Below are 18,974 nucleotides of genomic sequence, written 5' to 3'. Positions count from 1 at the left end.
CCGTACGTCAATATCTGCAGTCTATCCGCACTCTGCGTCAGGTTCCTGCTGGTGGTACCGACGAGCCGTGGCCGACTCTGACTGCCGTCACGGCAGTGGACATCACCACGATCTTCGATAGGAGCGTCACCGTGAACATGAAGACCAGGTCCTCCTCAACGCCGGCCCCGGACGAGTTCCCGGAGCACCGGTCCAGGGAGCAGCTGAAGATCGATGGCGCCCACGTACGCCGCCAGCTGCAGGTGTTGACCGCCGACGCGAGACAGGGGCGAACCAGCGAGATCATCGACCAGATGCAGGACCGGCAGGACAGGGCTCCCGGGCGGTTCGCCCTGCCGTTCGACCGGTACCCGGTGACCGACCTGGCCGGACGGCCGACCTATGTCCTCGTCGCGCGGGGACAGTTGGTGGTCGAGCTGGATTCGGCCGGGCCGGGAACCGACCCGCAGCAGGTGCTGCGCGAGTTGGGCTACCGGCCGTGGAAGCGAACCCTGTCGTCGCCGGAGCGGCGTACCGGGGTGTTCGAAGGCCGCAAGCGTCCGCAGGAGCTGGCCGGTGACGTCCGGAAACTCGCCCAGCTGGGCATCACCGCCGCACCGCATCTGGTCGTACCGCTCGGGCACATCATCAAGGGCGACGACTATCCGTTCGCCACCGCCGCGGTCGGCGACTTTCCGCCGGACGCCGCCGCAGGCAAGCCGGGCACCCCGGCGGTGCGCGTGGCGGTCATCGACACGGGCATCACCCCGGAGGATCGGACCGACAGCTGGCTGGACGCCATCGCCCGGCGGGCGGACAACACCGAGTTCCTCGACGTACTGCCGGTCACCGACGGCCGCGCGGGGGACGGCCGACTCGACTGGTCGGCCGGGCACGGCAGCTTCGCCGCCGGCATCGTGCAGCGGGTGGCCCCCCGCTGCGAGGTGACGGCATACCGGTTCACCCGCAGCGACGGGCTGGGCACCGACAAGGAGGCCGCCGAGGCGATGCTGCGCGCCGTGGACGAGGCGGCCGCCGACGGCGTACGGCTGATCATCAACGCCTCGATCGGCACCCCCGCCGTCGACGGCGTGCCACCGCTGGCCCTGCAGAGCGCGGTGCGGGAGATCGCGGACCGGTTCCCGGAGGTACTGATCGTGGCGAGCGCCGGAAACAACGGCAGCGCGGATCCGATGTATCCGGCGGCCTTCGACGGCGTGGTCGCGGTCGGCGCGCTGACCGGGGACCTGCTGCCGGCCCCGTTCTCCAGCCACGGCGACTGGGTCGACTGCTCCTGCGTCGGCCTCGGGGTGGTCGCCACCTTCGTGACCGGCATGCTGCCGCCGGTGCCGGACCCGGCGGTGGCCGACTACACGTTTCCGGCGAACTCCTGGGCGGTCTGGAGCGGCACGTCGTTCTCCGCACCGCAGATCAGCGGCATGGTCGCCAGGGCCTGCGTGGAGGATCCCGGCCTGACTCCCCGGGACGCGCTGGACGCATTGCTGGCAGGGCGGCGCACGATCCCCGGTTACGGGCGGGTGCTGCGGGTGCTGCCTGGTACGCCGGTCTGAGGACCACGGTGCCGGCCGGCGCGTCGCCGGCCGGCACCGTCAGTCCAGCCTGACCCAGGCCGTGGTGATCGCGGTCCGTCCCGGGCGATGCCAGGTCAGGCGCAGCAACCCGACGCGGACCGCCTCCACGACGAATCGTCCCTGGTCGTCGGCGTCCACCTGGCGGACGGTGTTGCCCTCGGGCTGCCGCACCTCGATCCTGGCCGCACCCGGCGGGTGCAGTTGGCCGAGCAGGCGACGGTCCCGGCCGCCGGAACTGCTCACCTCCACCTCGACCGCCTGTGGCTCACCGCTATCGGTGGGTGAATCAAACTCGAAGGCGAGCAGCCGTGGGACGGTTCCCCCGTCGCCGGCACGTACCGCGGTCCCGGCCGCGTCCACCGCCGAGTCGGCCACGAGCGCCGCCAACTCGGTGTCGACCTGGCGCAGACCGAAGCTCTGCTTGGCCAGCTCCACCGCCACGGCCGGCGGCGCGTCTTGCGCCCGGATCAGATCGCCAAGGGAGGTCAGCAGCCGGTCGTCCGCGCCCGGAGCCGGCGTCTGCGGCCCCGCGTGCTCGTCGTCCACGATTCCTCCCTCAGTTCTCGGGTTGCCGTCACCGCTTTCCTTCTACGAGTCGCGTGACGCGTCCCTGATACCTTCGGCGTCGAGTAGGCCGCGTAGTCGTGCCAGGCACCGCCCCCGGATCGGGCCGAGACTGCCCACCGGCATGTCGAGTGCCGCGGCGACCAGCTCGTAGGAGACCCGGCCGCCGTCCGGTTCGATCAGCAGGAGTCGCAGGATCTTCTGGCAGCGGACGTCGAGCCGGCCGAACTCGCGCCACAGCCGGGCGTTCCGGTCCGCGATCAGCGCCGGCTGGTCGGCCGACGAGGACGGTCCGCGGAGGCGGTCCAGCAACCGCTCGTCGTCCGTGGGCCGGACACGCTTGTCGCGGCGGAGGAGATTGAGGCACTCCCGGCGACAGGTCGTGCCGAGCCAGCCGGGCAGGCGGGCGGGATCCTGGATGGTGTCGAGGTGCTCCAGCAGCCGCAGCCAGGTGAGTTGAAACGCGTCAGCGGCGTCGGCTGAACTCAGACCGAAGTGCCGGCAGATGGACCAGAGCAGCGGGCTGAACCGGTCCACCAGATCGTTCCAGGCGACCTGGTCGCCGGAGACGGCGAGCCGCAGTTGATGCGCGACGTCGTGCTGCGCAGCGGGCACCGGCGGAGGTGAACCCGCTCCGGTATGCCGCTCGGTCATGCGAAGCCTTCCGACGTGCCGGCCGCGCAGCCGTAGGTGGGTGGGCCGGACTCCGGCCGCGCACCCGTCGAGGTGAGAGCTGAGCAGACCAGCGGATCCTATCGGATGCAGTGAATGCAGGAATGCGAACTGCTGCCTCCGCGGGTCGGCCCTTGACAACAATCCTGTGGAGGGTGGGGGTCACCTAGGCTCGCTCGGTCGTGGAAGAGACCGTGGTGCTCGGTGAGGTGGCGTGCCCGTCAGGAAAGCTCGTCCTGATGGACGGTGGTTACCACGCCGGGGAAGGCCGACAGCTACGGGTGACTCCACCTTCCGGTTCCCGCCCGAAGGGTGTAGGGGTGGACTCCCACCGCCACCGGGCTGCCGAAATAGGTGTAGCCCACGTGATAGAGGTGGCCCTGCTCGTCGGCCGTCGCCTCGTCGGTGAACGTGATCCGCAGGGTGGCGCTGTGGGTCTCGCCGGGCTGGAGAGTCGGGTAGGTGTCGGCATACCACCAGTAGTAGCTGCGGGTCGGCCCGCTCACCTGGGTCCACTGGTCGCCGTCCAGGCGTTCGACGAGAACCTGGTCGTTGCCGGAGCCGTACATCGCCAGGCCGGGCCGGAGAAGCGCGTACGTCAGCGGCGTCGTGTTGGTGAGGGACGCCGTGACCACGGCCGGGGTGCCGATGGTCAGCTGCTGCGGCCAACCGGTCAGCTCCGTGCGTGGCTCCACCAGCGCGATCTGGTCGGGCTCGTGGTCGGTCGCGAAGACGGTGCCGTAGCCGTCGAGCGCGGCGGTGGCCACCTCCACGGTCATCTCGTCGACGTGGTCGGCGATGCTGGTCGGCCGGGTGGAGATCTGCAGCCGGAAGATGGCGGTGCCGTCGGCGTCCACCCCGGACAGGTCCGGCGTGGTGGCGACGAGGGTGTCACCTCGGGTCTCGTAGCTCAGTTGGCGCTGCTGCCAGCCGAACTCGTAGGTCAGCAGCAGCGTCTCGGCCAGCGGCCGCACCTCGCTGCCGGCGGCGGGCGTGATGGTCATCCGGAGCCGCAGGCTCGACTGGAAGTCACCGCCGGTGTTGACCACCTGCACCGGCAGGTCAACGGGATTGAGCCCGGAGCCGACCACGGCCGGGGGAGTGACCTCGATGTACGGGCCGGTGACGGCGCTGGCCGGGGTGGTGGGCAGCGCCACGGCGCCGGCCAGGAGCAGGGCCGCTGTGGCGGCACGCAGAACGGCAAGACGCATGGCGAAATCCCCCCGTGACGGACAGCTGAGCCGGATCATAGCGAGCTTCATCGATGCTGTGGGGGCGTCGCGGCGGCGCCGGCCGCCAGCAGCGTGCGACCAACCCGACGAGTTCGTCGCCATCGCCCACCTCGTGCCGGCAGCTGTCGCAGGCGCTCAGTACGACCAGCACCCCGCTCCAGTCCCACTCCGCGAGCCGGGCCAGGCTCACCAGATCGGCGCCCGGCCCCGGCTGGGCGCTCGGGGCCGGCGAGCGCCCCGGCGAGCCAGGCCGAGGTGACCGCCGCGCCGGCCCGTCCCGTGCCGCCGAGCCGGACAGCCACGTAGGCGCACTCGGCACGCGCGTACGGCAGGTCACCGAGAGGGTCGCCGCACACGAGCACGCCGCCTGCCTCCGCCGAGCGCGCGTCGGGTTCATCGTCGACCGGGTAGGGGACCCGCCCCGGGTGTGGGGGCGGCCGATCCCGGTCGGGCACGCGCAGCTACCCACCGAGGTTCGGTCCGAACGACTGTCCTAGGACGATCTACGGATGTTGAGGAGTCTCACGTCAGACGCCCGCACGGGTACGGTTGTCGATGATCGGAAGGGACGGTCGTCGGTCGGGCGGAAACGATGGCCGGAGGCGACCGATCGGGGGAGGGGACGGGTGTGGTGCGGCGGAGAGCGCTTGTGGTCCGGGGCGGCTGGGAGGGACACCGGCCGGTCGAGGCGACGGAGTTGTTCATTCCGTTCCTCGAACGCAGCGGATACGAGGTACGGGTGGAGGGGTCGACGGAGGTCTACGCCGACGCCGCCGAACTGGCCGACACCGACCTGATCGTGCAATGCGTGACGATGTCGCAGATCACCGGGGAGCAGGTGGCGGGTCTGGCCGCGGCGGTCGTCGCCGGGACGGGCTTCACCGGCTGGCACGGCGGCATCGCCGACTCGTTCCGGGCCTCCTCCGACTACCTGCACCTGGTCGGCGGCCAGTTCGCCACCCATCCGGGCATCCAGCCGTGCGACCGAAGCGGCGGCGAGGAGGACAACTTCCTACCGCACTCGATCACGATCACCGACCTCGGCCGGCAGCATCCGATCACCGCCGGGATCGAGGACTTCGACCTGGTCACCGAGCAGTACTGGGTGCTGCACGACGACCTGATCGACGTCCTGGCCACCACCACCCACCCGACGCGGGACTGGCACCCGTGGCACCGGCCGGTCACCTCCCCGGCGATCTGGACCCGGAACTGGGGCGCCGGACGGATCGTCGTGACAACCCCGGGACACAGCCTCGACGTGCTGGAGCACCCGAGCGTCCGTACCGTCATCGAGAGGGGGATGGTGTGGGCGACCCGCACGGCGTCGGCATCGTAGGTCTTGGGTTCATCTCCCGCGCGTACCTGAACACGCTCGTCAACCATCCCACGGTGCGCGTCGCGGCGGTGGCCGACCTGGACCCGACCCGGGCCGTCGCTGCCGCCGCCACGATTCCCGGGGCCGAGGCGGTCAGTGTCGAGCGACTGCTCCACCACCCCGACGTGGCGACGGTACTCAACCTCACCATCCCGGCGGCGCACGCCGAGATCTCGGGCGCGGCGATCGATGCCGGCAGGAACGTCTACGTGGAGAAGCCGCTCACCGTCACGTTTCCGGAGGGCCGGTCGCTCATCGACCGGGCGGCGTCGGCCGGCGTCCGAGTCGGATGTGCGCCGGACACCGTCCTGGGCACCGGTACGCAGACCGCCCGAGCGGCGATCGACGGTGGACTGATCGGACGCCCGCTGTCCGCATCGGCCGTCATGGTCACCCCGGGACACGAGCGCTGGCACCCTGACCCCGACTTCTACTACGTCCCGGGCGGTGGCCCGCTGTTCGACATGGGGCCCTACTACATCTCCGCCCTGGTCCACCTGCTCGGGCCGGTCCGGGCGGTGATCGGGGCGGCCAGCCAGCTGCGTGACACCCGGGTCATCGGCTCGGGCCCCCGCCTCGGGCAGCGGATCCCCGTCGAGGTGGCGACCCACGTGACCGGTGTCCTGGAACACGCGGGCGGCGCCCTGAGCACCCTCACGACCAGCTTCGACGGTGTCGCGACGACGGCCGCGCCGATCGAGGTGCAGGGGGAGGACGGCACCCTCGCCGTACCGGATCCGAACAACTTCGACGGCGAGGTCCGCCATCTCGCGCTCGACAAGCCCGGGTGGCGCGCCCTCGAACCACGGGCCGGCTACGTCGCCGCCTCCCGGGGGGTCGGCCTGATCGATCTGGTCCGGGCCGACGGGACGCGTCCGCCACGGGCCAGCGGCGAGATGGCACTGCACGTACTCGACATCATGACCGCCCTGCTCCGGTCGGCCGCCGAGGGTCGGCGGATCTCGCTGACCACTGTTGTCGAACGCCCCGCACCCGTCCCGTTGACCCCGGCCGAGGACTGGCTCTCAGCCCCGCGCCCGGCCGCTGAAGACGCCGACATCTGAACCTCGCCGCATCGGCGGGTCGCCGGTTGCTTGTCGCTGTGTGCTAACAAGAAAGCCGCGCTTGCGAACCGTGGACGTGCTGTGCCGGAGTGCCTTTGTGGAAGGCTAGGAGTACGCGGATGAGAGCGATCGTCTACGACCGGTACGGGCCCCCGGATGTGCTGCGGATCGAAGACGTGCCCCAGCCGTCTCCAACGGCCCGGCAGGTGCTGGTCAAGATTGCGGCGACCTCGGTCAACCTGAGCGACTGGGAGACCCTGCGGGGCTCACCGCTGTATTCGCGTATCGGTGGGCTGCGGTCACCGGCACGCCGGACACTCGGCTCGGACATCGCCGGCCGGGTCCATGCGGTCGGTCCGGACGTCACCCGCTTCCGACCCGGTGACGAGGTGTACGGCGACAATCTGATGCTCAAGGGTGGCTTCGCGGAGTACGCGATCGCTCCCGAGTCGGTTCTGGCCCACAAGCCCGCCGACCTCACCTTCGCCGAGGCCTCAGCGATCCCGCAGGCGGGCGTCATCGCGTGGCAGGGAACCAGAGGCGCCGCCGCCGGGCAGCGGGTCCTGATCAACGGTGCCGGCGGAGGATCCGGCTCGTTCGCCATCCAGTGCGCCAAGCAACTCGGCGCCGAGGTGACTGGCGTCGACAACGCCGGCAAGCTCGACTTCATGCGATCGGTCGGCGCGGACAAGGTGATCGACTACGGCTGCGAGGACTTCACCCGCAGCGGTCCGTACGATCTCATCCTCGATCTGGTCGCACACCGGTCCGTGTTCGCCTACCGCCGGGCACTGGCCCCCGGCGGTCGCTACCGGTGCGTCGGCGGATCGGTTCCGGCGCTGCTGCGCGTACTGACGATCGGTGCCGCGGCTGGCCGGCTCACCCGCCGCCGACTGGGTGTGCTCGCCGTCAAGGAAGGGCCGGCGCATTTCGAACCGGTGGCCGACCGCTGCGCCAGGGGCGACCTCGCCATCCACATCGACCGGACCTTCACCCTCGACGAGGTGCCCGAGGCGTTGGCCCATGTCGGAGAGGGACGCGCACTCGGAAAGGTCATCGTGACCGTCAACTGACCAACGGGGTCCGCACCTGCCGCCGCGCTTCCGCGCGAACCGTCAGCAGGTGTCGGCGTCGGGACCGGACGGGTGTCAGGTCACCGGCGCGTACCAGTGCGCGCCGGTGACCCGGATCCGTCTGGATTGTTGCCGGTTCCACTCCACCCGCATGCCGTGCTTGCGGAGCACCGGGAATGCGATGTCGTCCAGGAGCCGTTCCAGGCCGGCCTGGTACCGGGCCTGCTGTGCGGCCTCTGGTAGGGCGTCGTAGGCGGCCTCGTCGAAGTCCGCCGGGGATAGACGCCGTAGCCGAGGTAGACCTCGCCGTCTCCGCTCGCGAGCAGCGCCTCGGTGTCCTGCTGGTGATACCAGAGGTATCCGTGCCAGTGCCGGGAATCGTCGCGCTCGTCGTGGATCTCGGCGGCCGCGCAGGTGCCGCAGCAGCTGCTACGGGCCGGGCGCCAGCTTCTCGAACAGTTCGTTCGGCGTGTCGTAGTACCTCGTCGTCCGGCCGAGATGCGTCATGCCGAGCCGACGGCAGACGGCCTGGGAGGCACGGTTGTCGGGATCGGTGACCGCCACGACCCTCGTCAGGCCCTGGCCGAACGCGTCGTCCAGGACTGCCGCCGCGGCTTCGGTGGCGTAACCGTGCCCCCAGGCGTCCGGATGCAGGTGCCAACCGATCTCCACCTCGGTCGGCCCGTCGGCCGATTCACCCGCCGACAGGGGAATCGGTTTGAGCAGGAGGTTTCCGACCAGCCGGCCGTTCGCGGCTGTGGTGATGGCCCAGATTCCGTGGATCGGGTCGTCGATCGCGCGTCGGCGTGCGATCGAGGCGAGGGCGTCCTCGCGGTTCTTCATGACGGTGGGCTGCGCGCCCAGGAACCGTACGACCTCCCAGCGCGACTCGAGATCCAAAAGGAAGTCGGCGTCCGCCTCGCGCCACGGGCGCAGCAGGAGTCGGTCGCTCGCGATGGTGCGCATGCCGCCTCTTAGACCCTCGCCAGGATCGTCGCCAGTTCCGCCGGACGCGTGATCATCGGCCAGTGGCCGGAGTCGATGTCGACCAGGGTGACGTGCTTCGCGCGGGCCAGCTCGGGCACGTCTCCCGCGGCGATACACTCGCGTGCCTGGCTCGGCGTGAACTCGGGGCAGACCACCACGACGGGTACGTCGAACCGCCGCTCGTCGGTCAGCCGCACGACGCCCCTGGCCACGCCCTCGGGGACCGGGACCGCCGCCGCCGCGAACGCCTGCCGCGCCGGCTCGTCGAGGTCGGCCGCGTCCGCTCCCTCGAACGGCTCCCAGCCCGGGAACGGCATGACGCCGTCGACGATCGGGAAGAAGTCGGCATACGGCTGCCCGCTGCCCGACGGGAACCCGCCGATCAGCACCACCTTGGTCACCCGTTCGGGCCGCGCGTCGGCCGCCAGCCACGCCAGGGTGCAGGCGGCGGAGTGCCCCACCACCACGGACCCGCCGGGCTCCGCGTCGACGGCGGCGAGCACCGCGGCCACCTGGTCGGCGAGGGTCGCCGAGGTAAGCCCGTCGCCCTGGCCCGGCAGGGTCACCGGCACCGCGTGACGCCCCCGTTCCGTCAGCTCGGACGCGACGTCGGTCCACGCCGAGCCGTCCAACCACAGGCCACCCAACAGCACGATCTGTTCGTCGGTCATGCGATCAATCTAGGACCGGTTCCGGACGATCTACTTCCGGTATTCTGCTTTCTTGTGTCGACCGGTCCGAGCCCGACCGCCCGGGCGCTGCGCGCTCTCGAGATCCTGCAGGCCCGTCCCGGCGTGACCGCCGATCAGCTCGCCTCCTCGCTGGGCGTGACGGAGCGGGCCGCGCGGCGCTACGTCGGCATCCTCCGCGAGGCCGGCATCCCGATCGAGTCGGCTCGTGGCCCGTACGGCGGCTACCGGCTGGGCCGCGGCACCCGGCTGCCGCCGGTCGTCTTCACCGAGGAGCAGGCCCTCAGCCTGGTGATGGCCGTGCTCGACGGACAACCGGCCGCGATCGACGCCGACGACCTGGTCGGCTCGGCGCTCAGCAAGGTCATCCGGGCCCTTCCGGAGAGCGTCGGACGGCAGGCGGCGGCGCTGCGTGCCCACGCCTCGGCCGCTCCGGACCGGCAGTCGACCCGTCCCGACCTCACCATCATGAGCGCGCTGGTCACCGCCGTCGCCGACCGCCGGCGCGTCCTGGTCACCTACCGCAGTGAAAGCGGTGAGGAGTGGGACGCCGAGGTCGACCCGTGGGCGGTCGTAGCGAGGTACGGGCGCTGGTACCTGCTGTGCCACTCGCACCGCGCAGACGCGATCCGCACCTACCGGATCGACCGGATCCGAGCCACGCGGCACACCCCGCACGGCTTCACACCGCCCGGCGACCTGAATCCGGTCGCTCTCCTCGAGGAGAACCTGGGCAGCGGCTGGAAATACCCCACCCGCGTGGTGTTCCACGCGCCACAAGAGGAGGTGGCACCGTGGATCCGTCCCCCGATGGGCCGCCTCGAACCAAACGGCGACCGGTGCGTGCTGGTCGGCAGCACCCGAAACCCCGCGATGTACGCCCAGGAGTGGCTCGCCACCGTCCCGTTCGATTTCGTCGTCGAAGGGGGGCCCGAACTACGCGCCGCCGTGGCCACGGTCGCGGCCCGCTTCGGCGCGGCACTCTCACCCGCGTCGGAAACACCGTCGCGAGGCTGACCCTGATATCGACGCTGTCGACGGCGGCGGGCCTTGGCGTGGTTCAGGACGGGGCGATATGATCCGCCGCGATGAATCCTTCTCTCAGATTGGGGGTCCGGTTCGTGCAAGGTGAGTGCTGATGCGCTCCCCGACCGCGAATGCGGATACCCGCCTCTCCCTCTGGCGACGCGTACGCGAATACGCCGTGCCGCCCTCAATGATCGAATCCGCGACCGCTCGTCGTCGCGTCGGTGACTGGGCCGGCGCGTGCGCCGCCGCGAACGTCGATGTCGACCTGGACCTGCGCGCCGTAGTTCGCGGCCACGGCCGGGATCTGGCTGCCCGTTTGCGGGCCGATCTCCGGCACCTCGCGCCTGACCTGTTGCGCTGGCACATGCCCAGGATCGCTCCTGACGGGCTGCTGCGCCCGGGCCTGACTATCTCGCTGACGCGGTACGGCCTGACGGAACACGACGGCGCTGAGCCGGTGCACCTCGTGGCCCGGACGCCACCGGCCTGGGCGGATGCGGGCCAGCGGATCAGCCTCGCCCTGTGGACCGGGACCCGAGACGAGGGCACCCATCCGCATCCGCGACCCGACCACCGGTTCCGCCTCGACCTGCACCGTCACCTGTGGGACGTACGGAGAGCCGACGAGCTGCGGAGTCGTTCGGGCGCCCAGCAGCCGACCTCTCATTCCGTGTGCGCGACGCGTTCTGACCCGACCTGGGACGCGCTGCGCGAGTGCGGTTACGCGGTGCACCGGTGGGCGGCCGAAGCGGCGCTGCTGCTCCATGCCGAGGGTGGCAACAGCGGTGCCGTGGCGGTCCGCCTCGGCACTCGACGTCGTCTGCGCCTGGACGTCGCTCCGGCCGGAACCGACCTGCGAACGCCCCCGGTACGTATCGCCGGAGCGTCCCGGGCGGGAGCCGTCGCCGGACTGCCCGTGTTGCCCCATGCGGCGACCTGGACGGCGCCTGACCTGGAGTTGCTGCACCGCGGGCTGATCGAGGTCGACCGGCTTCACCCGCTGGTGGCCGCCGCACTCGCGCCGGGTCACCCAGCGGTCGGCGCGCCGGCTTCCCCGGGGTTGGCAGCGGCGCCACGCCTCGTGGCCTGCCGGGGAGCCTGGCACCGCATCGGCCTGGTGAACGGGGCACTCACCGCCCTCGACCACGACCCGGCGGAAGTCCGCCGAGAGGAACTGTTGGCCGCGCTGACCGGCACCCCGCTGCCCTGCCTGCGAGCTGTCGACGAAGCGCGTCGCCGACCGGAGAACCTTCCCGACATCCGTGCCCGCCTGGATCACGGGGACACCGCCGGCGCGCTGGCCGTCGTCGAGGCGTTGCTCGGACCCGACGCCCTGCTACCCGACGGGGAACTGCGGCAGGAACTGGAGAACGCCGCGCTGCGGCGGATCACGCACGGGCTGTTCCGAGCCGGGCTGACCGGACACGGACCTGCTCCCTGCTCCAGGGACTGGCAGCGCAAGCGTGACCAACGCAGCCGTCCACGTCACGCGACCGCCCGCTGACCAGCGGAACCTTCTCCCTCCCCGGCTCCAGGCCGGACCCACCGAAACCTCACAGGTGATCTCACATGCTGTCCATCCGTACCTCCGTGGAGCCCATGCCCGTGACCCAGCTCGACATCGCCGCCGACCTGGTCGCGCTGTTGAATGACACCAACACCGAGATCCACTGCAACCCGCAGTTGGAGGCACTGACCCTGGCGGTGGCCGCTGACCTGCCGGTGCTGCTCTGGGGTGAGCCGGGAATCGGCAAGACCGCCGCGTTGACCCAGCTCGCCGCCACTCTGGACCTGCCGCTCACGACGGTGATCGCCAGCGTTCACGAGCCCTCCGACTTCTCAGGGCTGCCGGTCGTCGGCGACGACCCGACGACCCAGGGCGTCCCGATGGCACCGCCGGACTGGGCCGTGCGCCTGGTACGCGGCGGTCGCGGACTGTTGTTCCTGGACGAACTTTCCACCGCCCCGCCTGCCGTGCAGGCCGCCCTGCTGCGTCTCGTGCTCGAGCGACGGATCGGCAGCCTGCGCCTGCCGGCCGGGGTCCGCATCGTGGCCGCGGCCAATCCACGATCCTCGGCCGCCGATGGCTGGGAGCTGAGCCCGCCGCTCGCCAACCGCTTCGTCCACCTGCAGTGGACCCACGACCAGGCAGTTGTGGTACGCGGCCTGGGCGGTACCTGGCCCCGGGCGACGCTGCCCCGGCTCGACCCGGCGCGGCTGCCGGAAGCCGTCGCCTTCGCCCGTCTTGCGGTGTGTGGGCTCCTGTCGGCCCGCCCCGGGCTTGTGCACCGGCTACCCACGAGTGAGGCTGGCCGCGGTGGTCCGTGGCCATCACCCCGCAGTTGGGAGATGACCCTGCGCCTGATCGCCTTCGCGACCGCGGCCGATGCCTCCCGAGATGTTCTGTCGATGCTGGTCAGAGGCACTGTGGGCGACGGCCCGGGACTGGAGCTGCTGGCCAGCCTGGACCGGTTGGACCTCCCGGACCCCGAATCGTTGCTCGCCGACCCGGCCGCCGCCGTCCTGCCGGAGCGAGGCGACCTGTGCCAGGCCGTCCTGGACGCCGTGGTGCAGGCGGTTCGACGGCGGCCGGAACGGTCCCGCTGGGACGCGGCCTGGGAGTTGCTGGTCCGGGCGATGGAGACGGGCGCCCCGGACCTGGTGGTCGTACCCGCGTCCACCCTCGCCCGGCTGCGCCAGGAAGACTGGGACGTGCCCGCGTCGATGGATCGGCTCGCCGGGGTGGTGTCCCTGTCTCGGCGCGCCGATCAGGCGGCGGCCCGAGTCGCGACCACCGCGGGAACCGACCGATGACCGCCCGGATGCTGGACCGGGACAAGCTGTTCACCGCCCGGCTGCACGCCGTCCGGGTCCGGCCCTACCTGGCGACGGCACTGTTCGCCCTGCACGTGGTCGAAACGCGGCGGGTACCGACGATGGCGGTGGACCCGCACTGGCGGTGCTACGTCTCGCCCGCGTTCGTGGACCGGACGCCCGTGGAGGAACTCGCCGGCGTGTGGGTGCACGAGGTGTCGCATCTGTTGCGTGACCACCACGGCCGCGGCGACCGGTTCGCCCGGAAACACGGGCTGGCCGGGCCGGGGGAGCGGCTGCGGATGAACATCGCCGCGGACTGCGAGATCAACGACGACGTCTTCGGTGACGGGCTGGCCCGTCCGGACGGCGCGGTCGAGCCGAGCCTACTGCTGCTGCCCGAGGGACAGTTGATGGAGGACTACCTGCGGCAGTTCCGGCTCGGGCCGCGCACCCAGCACTGGGCCTGGCTGGACTGCGGCAGCGGCGCCGACGGGCGGCGGCGGGAATGGGACCTCGGACCGGACGGGGCGCAGGCCCTCAGCCCGCAGGAGCAGGACGCGGTGCGGTTCCGGGTGGCCGAGGGCATCACCGGCCGGCCCGGGAGCGTTCCCCAGGGCTGGCGGCGATGGGCGGAGCAGGCATTCCATCCACCGCAACCGTGGCGGGAACTACTGGGAGCGGCGGTGCGCTCGGCGGCCTCCGCGGCCGGCGTGGGCGAGGACTACACCTACGGCCGACCGTCGCGGCGTTCCGCCGGCGTAGCTGGTGTCGTCCTGCCGGCACTGCGTCGCAGGCACCCACGGGTCTGCGTCATCATCGACACCTCCGGCTCGGTCAGCGACGCCGAACTCGGTAGTGCCCTGCTCGAGGTCGCCGCGATCGCCCGGGCCGTGGGCGGCCGCCGTGACGTGGTGACCGTGCTGCCATGTGACGCGACGGCCCAGGTCGTCCGCCCACTCTGCCGGACCGAGGACATCGCACTGGTGGGCGGTGGGGGCACGGATCTGCGTACGGGCTTCGCCCGCGCGCTTCGGCAGAACCCGTGCCCGGACGTCATCGTCGTGCTGACCGACGGGCAAACGCCCTGGCCGGCGGCGCGGCCGCCCTGTCGTACCGTCGTGGGGCTGTTTCACCGCGCTGGCGGGTGGAAGGAGGACGATCCGGACTACCGGCCGGACTCCCCGCCCGAGTGGGCACGGGTGGTCACCATCGGATCCGCTCCCGCCGGGTGATGCGCTGCCAGCGTCAGCAGGTCGCGGTGCACGAACCCCTCGACGGAGCCGTCACTGCGGTGCCTGGGGGGCCGTCCGTCCCGGCTCCGCCTCGTCCCGTTGGCGGCTGAGGAAGAACGCGCCGAGCGCGCCGGCGAGGGTGCCGAAGACGAGCACGGAGTAGGCGGCGAGGACCAGTTCGAGGACCTGGGAGAAGGTGTCGGAGGCGGTCAGCGGCTCGCCGGTGATGGTGGTCAGCGCGACATCGTGCAGGGCCTGCCCATACGTCCGGTAGGAGCCCGTGACGACCAGGAGTTGCCCGGCCGCGAGGATGATCGTGGTGGTCACCACCGCGAGCCAGGCCAGCCGGTCGGTCAGGAGGCGGCCCGCCGATCGGGAGCCGCGGACCGCGGCGGCGACCACGCCGGTGCCGCGGGCGGCGCGCAGCGCGGTGGCGGCGCGGGCGAACCGTAGGAAGGGTACGGCGAGGAAGATCACCTGCCACCAGTTGCGCTTCCAGAACTCGCGGGCGCAGTGACGGGCCAGCCACGCACGCAGCCCGAACTCGGCGACGAAGACCGCCCACAGCACCCAGCTCGCGACGGTGAGCACCGAAGCGAGAGGTTCGTCATCGGTGAGGGCCTGGCCGAGCACCAGCAGCAGGAACAGCAGGCCGAGGACGCCCATCGGCTTGTCGAGCCGGCGAGTGAGGCCGTTGAGCCGGGCGTCCTCCTCCTGCCGGGTACGGCCCACATCACCGTCGTGGCGGGGATGATCGGTCATCGTCCGGCCCGTCGGCTCACGCCTGACCCGGACTTCTCGACCCGGTTCGGCATGCGCAACGTCGCCCGGATCGCTACCTCTTGGCCTGCGTGGCCATCTGCGTCCGTTCGCCCTTGTCGACCTTGCGCAGCGTTCCGCGAAGTTGCCCCTCGGTCATCTTGGAGTTGCCCTCGATGCCCGCGTCGTGGGCCTGCTGGCGAAGCTCGCGCAGGCGTTCCCGGTCACCCATGTCAACCTCCCCGTGGTCTGGCGGCGGGGCCCGGCGTCCGCGCCCGGTAGTCCCCGCCGCGTTCCCGGTGGTCGCGGGTGCAAACGCCTCAATCGGCCCCTGGGCTGCTCGATGCCGGCGATCGCCGGGCGTACCAGCGACGGCCCGGGGCGGCGGTGACACCGTGCACCACCGTGCTCGCCACCACCGCCAGGCTGCCGGCGGCCCACAGCCGGGGGTCGCGGACCCCCTCCTCCTGGCTGTGCGCGAGATAGAACAGCGCCGACACCCCGATCGGCCCGAACCAGCCGAGGAACACCATGCTCCGCCAGGACATTCCCAGGACCGGCTTCAGCGTGAGCACCACCGGCAGCCGGCGCAGCACCAGCACCGTGACGGCGAAGACGCCGAGCGGCCAACCGAGATCGACCCAGTCGTGCCATGGCACCTCGACACCGAGCAGGAAGAACAGTGGCAACACCAGATAGCGGGTCAGTGCGTCGTCGAGCCGTTGCTGCGACGCGCGCGACCGGTCGCCGACAACCGCGTTGTAGGCGAGACCGGCGACGAATACCGCGAGGATCCCGTCCGTGTGTGCCAGCCGGGCGACTCCCAGGGTGGCGACGCCGAGCACGATCGTGAAGATCAGCAGGGAACCCAGGTCCACGTCTTCCCGGCTCTCCGCGGCCAGGACCGCCCGGCCCGCCGTGTAGCCGACCGCCACGCCGATCACCAGAGCTCCGACGACCGTCCAGGCGACCTCGACAAGATCACCACGGAGGGACCCGGACGTCACGATGGACAGGGCGAGCACGACGAGGGCGAAGGCGAGACCGTCGTTGGCGCCCGACTCGGCGCTGATCACCTGACGTAGCCGTGCCGGGAGCTGCCGCTCGGCGGGCCCGCCGGAGACGACGCTGGATGCCAGGACCGGGTCGGTCGGTGTCACGCATGCGCCGAGCAGCACCGCGAGGGCCACTGGGAGGCCGAGGACGAACCACGCCAGACCGGCGCTGATCAGTGCCATGCCGACCATCGCGACGGCGAGCAGCACACCGACCGGACGGACCACCGACCGGTAGTCCGACAGCGGGAAGCGCAGCGCGACCGCCATCAGCGAGATGGCCAGCAGTACCCGGCTGGCCTCCAGCATCAGCGCGGTGGCCTCGGGACCGGGCAGATCGATCAGTCCGAGAACCGGACCGGCGAGCACGCCCACCAGCAGCGCCAGCAGCGGCTCACTGACCGGCACTCGACGGATGGAGCTGGACCAGAAGGCCAGCAGCACCGCCAGTATCCCCACCAGGGCGTAGCTGAGGTGCAGCCGGTTCATCCCTGGTCGCTACCCTCTTCCTCCCACCGCATACCCGTTTGATTTCTTCCGGGCGGGTGGGATCGTCATCGGGATGGGTAGGAATCGTCATGGATTCGTCGTGTTGTGCGACGCGGCCGCCGGGTACGGCAGTCGGATAGACCCGTCCCGAGGAGTCAGCCATGACCCATCCCTGGTTCTTCCCGCACGACCTGCCCGCGTTGTTCCACGCCGAGCCCACCACGGAGGACGGCCGGCTGGCCTGTCAGGTGCTCGAACAAATGCAGCGGCACGCCCTTCTGCGCAACGAACGCATCTGCATCGAGGTGCAGAACCGGGTGGTGATCCTCGACGGCACCGTGAGCACGGCCGAGCTGAGCGCCGAGGCTCGTGCCGTCGCCTGGCGTACCCCCGGCGTGCGCGACGTCAGCAACCGGCTCCGCTGGCTGGGCCGGTGACCACGCCGACCGACCGCGGCCCGGTCGGCGGCGAGCTTTCGGGTACGTCAGCGCCATGTTGCTGAACGATCCTGCCGAGCTGGTGCGTCTGCTCGTGATCGCGGCGATCATCTACCCGGCGCTGGTGGTGATCCTGCGGGTCTCCGGCAAGCGGACGTTGTCCAAGCTGAACGCCTTCGATTTCGTCGTCACTGTGGCGTTGGGTTCGACGCTGGCGACGATCCTGCTGTCACGCGACGTCTCGCTGGTGGAGGGGATCCTCGCCCTGACCCTGCTGGTGGCGTTGCAGTATGGCGTCGCACTGCTCGCCGTACGCTGGCCGCCGTCGCAGAAGCTGCTGAAGGCCCGGCCGACGATGTTGCTGCGGGACGGGCAACTACGGCAGCGGACCTTGCGGTCGACCCGGGTCGCGGAGAGCGAGATCCGGCAGGCCGCCCGGAGCCGGGGCGCCGGCGATCTCCGCGACCTCGCGGCCGTGGTCCTGGAAACGGACGGCAGCCTCAGCGTCATCACCCGCGCCCAACTCGGCGACGGCAGCACCCTCGCCGACGTCCGCGACGAAGGACGCTGACCGGGGAGGGCGGGCGGCTGACGATCAGCGCATACTGCTTCGCCCCGGTGCCCGCGCTTGCGGTTCAGCTGATGGTGGACAGCAGGTCCCGGCAGGCCTGCTCGCAGGCGCGGCACGCCTCCGCGCAGATCCGGCAGTGTTCGTGCTTGTCGGCGTGGCCGGCACATTCGTCCCCGCACGACCGGCACGCGGTCGCGCACGCCTCCAGCAGGCTGCGGGTGATGTTCGCGTCGTAGCCGGTGTGCCGGGACAACACCCGGGCCGTGGTCGTGCAGATGTCAGCGCAGTCCAGGTTCGTTCGCACGCACGTGGTCAGCTCCGCGACCATGTCCTCGCTCAGGCAGGCGTCCGCGCACGCGGTACAGGCCTGAGCGCAGTTGTTGAGGGCGTCGATCACCGCCGCCAGCCTGGCACGGTCCAGGTTGATCGACTTCGGGTACGTGTCGAGCATCGGCATGGTGGTGCTCTGCATCGGAAATTCCCTTCGGTCGGTTTCCTCTGCCCTACCCGAAGACTCCTGATGCACACTCGCCGCCGGACAACTCCTCGTCGCCGACAGGGTCGTCAGTCGGCGACGACGAGCGCCTGAGGTGCGGCGGCCTTCATCCGGGTGCGTAGCCACTTGGGCTGGGTGGCGGTCTCTCCTTCGCAGCGCTTGACGACCGCGAGCAGCTCCTCGTCGCGGGCACCGTAGGCGGCCTGTCCGGGTGGGTGTCCGATCGGTCCACTGAGCGGACGTCAGGGTGCCGTGTCGGCGGCGCGGCCGAGGAGGTGCAGTTGATAGCGGACCGCGGCCGACACGCGCTCGTGATCGGCGGTGGCCAGCAGGTCGAGCAGGGCGCCTCTGAGCACCGCCAGGGCGAGGGTGCGGCGCGCCGCGCCCTCGGCGCTGTCTCTTTCCCGGGGTGGCTGGTGGGCGGCCAGGACGGTGAGCCAGTCGTGCACCGTCGCCGCGGCGAACCCGCCCCACACGCCGTCAGGCTCGACGAGGGAGCTGGCGTAGGTCTCGGCCCACAGCTTCAACAGTTGCTGATGCTCTGCGGCGGCCAGCCATTCCCACAGCCGCTCGACCGCGGTGGTCAGGTCGCCGCCGGCCGGGTCACCCGACATCGCGGCCTGGTCGAGGAGCGCGAGTTCGTCGGCGCGGGCCCGGGCCAGTACCGCACTCACCAGGCCCTCCTTGTTTCCGAAGAGGAAGACCAGTACGCGCGGGCTGGAGCCGATGGCCGTGGCAAGTGGGCGCAGAGACAGACGGGCCAGGCCGTTCTCCAGCACGTACCGGTAGGTGGCTTCCAGGAGTTCCAGCTTGCGCGCCGACGGGATCGCCGTTTCCTCGGACATCGGGGTAGTCTACC

Annotated in this window: 21 protein-coding genes and 1 pseudogene; 10 read left to right on the top strand and 12 right to left on the bottom strand. The window is 71.1% G+C overall.

What is annotated here, in order from left to right; translation table 11 throughout:
• Positions 1–137 precede the first annotated feature (137 nt).
• Positions 138–1,550, top strand: coding sequence for a S8 family peptidase (locus SM447_RS20140; protein WP_474574490.1), 1,413 nt, complete (start codon positions 138–140; stop codon positions 1,548–1,550).
• Between the two features lie 39 nt (positions 1,551–1,589).
• Here SM447_RS20140 and SM447_RS20135 read toward each other — a convergent pair whose 3' ends face one another.
• The 3 genes from SM447_RS20135 to SM447_RS20125 form a co-directional block, all read right to left on the bottom strand.
• Complete coding sequence (locus SM447_RS20135; RefSeq protein WP_474574381.1) at positions 1,590–2,117, bottom strand: hypothetical protein; 528 nt, start codon at positions 2,115–2,117, stop codon at positions 1,590–1,592.
• 42 nt (positions 2,118–2,159) lie between these two features.
• On the bottom strand, positions 2,160–2,750 hold the full coding sequence (locus tag SM447_RS20130; protein ID WP_474574380.1) for an RNA polymerase sigma factor: 591 nt from the start codon (positions 2,748–2,750) through the stop codon (positions 2,160–2,162).
• 332 nt (positions 2,751–3,082) lie between these two features.
• Positions 3,083–4,018, bottom strand: a complete 936-nt coding sequence (locus SM447_RS20125) for a hypothetical protein (RefSeq protein WP_474574379.1) — start codon at positions 4,016–4,018, stop codon at positions 3,083–3,085.
• 649 nt (positions 4,019–4,667) lie between these two features.
• On the opposite strand from SM447_RS20125, the gene SM447_RS20120 reads away from it, so the two are divergent.
• The 3 genes from SM447_RS20120 (at position 4,668) to SM447_RS20110 (ending at position 7,554) form a co-directional block, all read left to right on the top strand.
• Positions 4,668–5,378 (top strand): ThuA domain-containing protein, encoded by a 711-nt coding sequence (locus SM447_RS20120; protein ID WP_474574378.1) that lies wholly within the window; start codon positions 4,668–4,670, stop codon positions 5,376–5,378.
• Positions 5,348–6,481, top strand: coding sequence for a Gfo/Idh/MocA family protein (locus tag SM447_RS20115; protein WP_474574377.1), 1,134 nt, complete (start codon positions 5,348–5,350; stop codon positions 6,479–6,481). Before SM447_RS20120 ends, SM447_RS20115 begins: the two co-directional genes overlap by 31 nt.
• 119 nt (positions 6,482–6,600) lie before the next feature.
• Entirely contained in the window at positions 6,601–7,554 is a 954-nt protein-coding gene (locus SM447_RS20110; protein WP_474574376.1) for an NAD(P)-dependent alcohol dehydrogenase, read from the top strand.
• Between the two features lie 314 nt (positions 7,555–7,868).
• Here SM447_RS20110 and SM447_RS20105 read toward each other — a convergent pair.
• The 3 genes and pseudogenes from SM447_RS20105 to SM447_RS20095 form a co-directional block, all read right to left on the bottom strand.
• Positions 7,869–7,952: pseudogene (locus tag SM447_RS20105) on the bottom strand (hypothetical protein); the annotation flags it as partial.
• A gap of 31 nt (positions 7,953–7,983) precedes the next feature.
• Positions 7,984–8,520 (bottom strand): GNAT family N-acetyltransferase, encoded by a 537-nt coding sequence (locus SM447_RS20100; RefSeq protein WP_474574375.1) that lies wholly within the window; start codon positions 8,518–8,520, stop codon positions 7,984–7,986.
• A gap of 8 nt (positions 8,521–8,528) precedes the next feature.
• Positions 8,529–9,212, bottom strand: coding sequence for an alpha/beta fold hydrolase (locus SM447_RS20095; protein ID WP_474574374.1), 684 nt, complete (start codon positions 9,210–9,212; stop codon positions 8,529–8,531).
• 54 nt (positions 9,213–9,266) lie between these two features.
• On the opposite strand from SM447_RS20095, the gene SM447_RS20090 reads away from it, so the two are divergent.
• Positions 9,267–10,247 (top strand): helix-turn-helix transcriptional regulator, encoded by a 981-nt coding sequence (locus SM447_RS20090; RefSeq protein WP_474574373.1) that lies wholly within the window; start codon positions 9,267–9,269, stop codon positions 10,245–10,247.
• Between the two features lie 196 nt (positions 10,248–10,443).
• Here the strand turns inward: SM447_RS20090 and SM447_RS20085 are convergent, their stop codons facing one another.
• The gene (locus SM447_RS20085) at positions 10,444–10,623 is read right to left on the bottom strand and encodes a hypothetical protein (protein WP_474574372.1); all 180 of its coding nucleotides are present in this window, start codon (positions 10,621–10,623) and stop codon (positions 10,444–10,446) included.
• Between SM447_RS20085 and SM447_RS20080 the strand changes: the two genes are divergently transcribed.
• The 3 genes from SM447_RS20080 (at position 10,624) to SM447_RS20070 (ending at position 14,308) form a co-directional block, all read left to right on the top strand.
• Positions 10,624–11,763: a hypothetical protein gene (locus SM447_RS20080; protein ID WP_474574371.1), complete on the top strand. Its 1,140-nt coding sequence runs from the start codon at positions 10,624–10,626 to the stop codon at positions 11,761–11,763.
• Between the two features lie 65 nt (positions 11,764–11,828).
• Complete coding sequence (locus SM447_RS20075; RefSeq protein ID WP_474574370.1) at positions 11,829–13,073, top strand: AAA family ATPase; 1,245 nt, start codon at positions 11,829–11,831, stop codon at positions 13,071–13,073.
• Positions 13,070–14,308 carry a vWA domain-containing protein gene (locus tag SM447_RS20070; protein ID WP_474574369.1) on the top strand — a complete coding sequence of 413 codons (1,239 nt, stop codon included), beginning with the start codon at positions 13,070–13,072 and terminating at the stop codon, positions 14,306–14,308. The genes SM447_RS20075 and SM447_RS20070 overlap by 4 nt, the downstream gene beginning before the upstream one ends.
• Before the next feature lie 51 nt (positions 14,309–14,359).
• Here the strand turns inward: SM447_RS20070 and SM447_RS20065 are convergent, their stop codons facing one another.
• From SM447_RS20065 to SM447_RS20055, 3 genes are all read right to left on the bottom strand, one after another.
• Positions 14,360–15,070, bottom strand: coding sequence for a hypothetical protein (locus tag SM447_RS20065; protein WP_474574368.1), 711 nt, complete (start codon positions 15,068–15,070; stop codon positions 14,360–14,362).
• Between the two features lie 73 nt (positions 15,071–15,143).
• Positions 15,144–15,299: a hypothetical protein gene (locus SM447_RS20060; protein WP_474574367.1), complete on the bottom strand. Its 156-nt coding sequence runs from the start codon at positions 15,297–15,299 to the stop codon at positions 15,144–15,146.
• A gap of 88 nt (positions 15,300–15,387) precedes the next feature.
• Entirely contained in the window at positions 15,388–16,611 is a 1,224-nt protein-coding gene (locus SM447_RS20055) for a cation:proton antiporter domain-containing protein (RefSeq protein WP_474574366.1), read from the bottom strand.
• Positions 16,612–16,772: 161 nt separating this feature from the next.
• Between SM447_RS20055 and SM447_RS20050 the strand changes: the two genes are divergently transcribed.
• Positions 16,773–17,048, top strand: coding sequence for a BON domain-containing protein (locus SM447_RS20050; RefSeq protein WP_474574365.1), 276 nt, complete (start codon positions 16,773–16,775; stop codon positions 17,046–17,048).
• Between the two features lie 55 nt (positions 17,049–17,103).
• Positions 17,104–17,619, top strand: coding sequence for a DUF421 domain-containing protein (locus SM447_RS20045; protein WP_474574364.1), 516 nt, complete (start codon positions 17,104–17,106; stop codon positions 17,617–17,619).
• 64 nt (positions 17,620–17,683) lie between these two features.
• On the opposite strand, the gene SM447_RS20040 is transcribed toward SM447_RS20045, so the two are convergent.
• Both SM447_RS20040 and SM447_RS20035 read right to left on the bottom strand, forming a co-directional pair.
• The gene (locus SM447_RS20040; protein ID WP_474574363.1) at positions 17,684–18,091 is read right to left on the bottom strand and encodes a four-helix bundle copper-binding protein; all 408 of its coding nucleotides are present in this window, start codon (positions 18,089–18,091) and stop codon (positions 17,684–17,686) included.
• Between the two features lie 266 nt (positions 18,092–18,357).
• Positions 18,358–18,960, bottom strand: a complete 603-nt coding sequence (locus SM447_RS20035) for a TetR/AcrR family transcriptional regulator (protein ID WP_474574362.1) — start codon at positions 18,958–18,960, stop codon at positions 18,358–18,360.
• Between the last annotated feature and the right edge of the window lie 14 nt (positions 18,961–18,974).

The organism is Micromonospora aridisoli (genome assembly GCF_056150025.1).
This window is presented reverse-complemented; position numbering and strand designations above follow the sequence as displayed.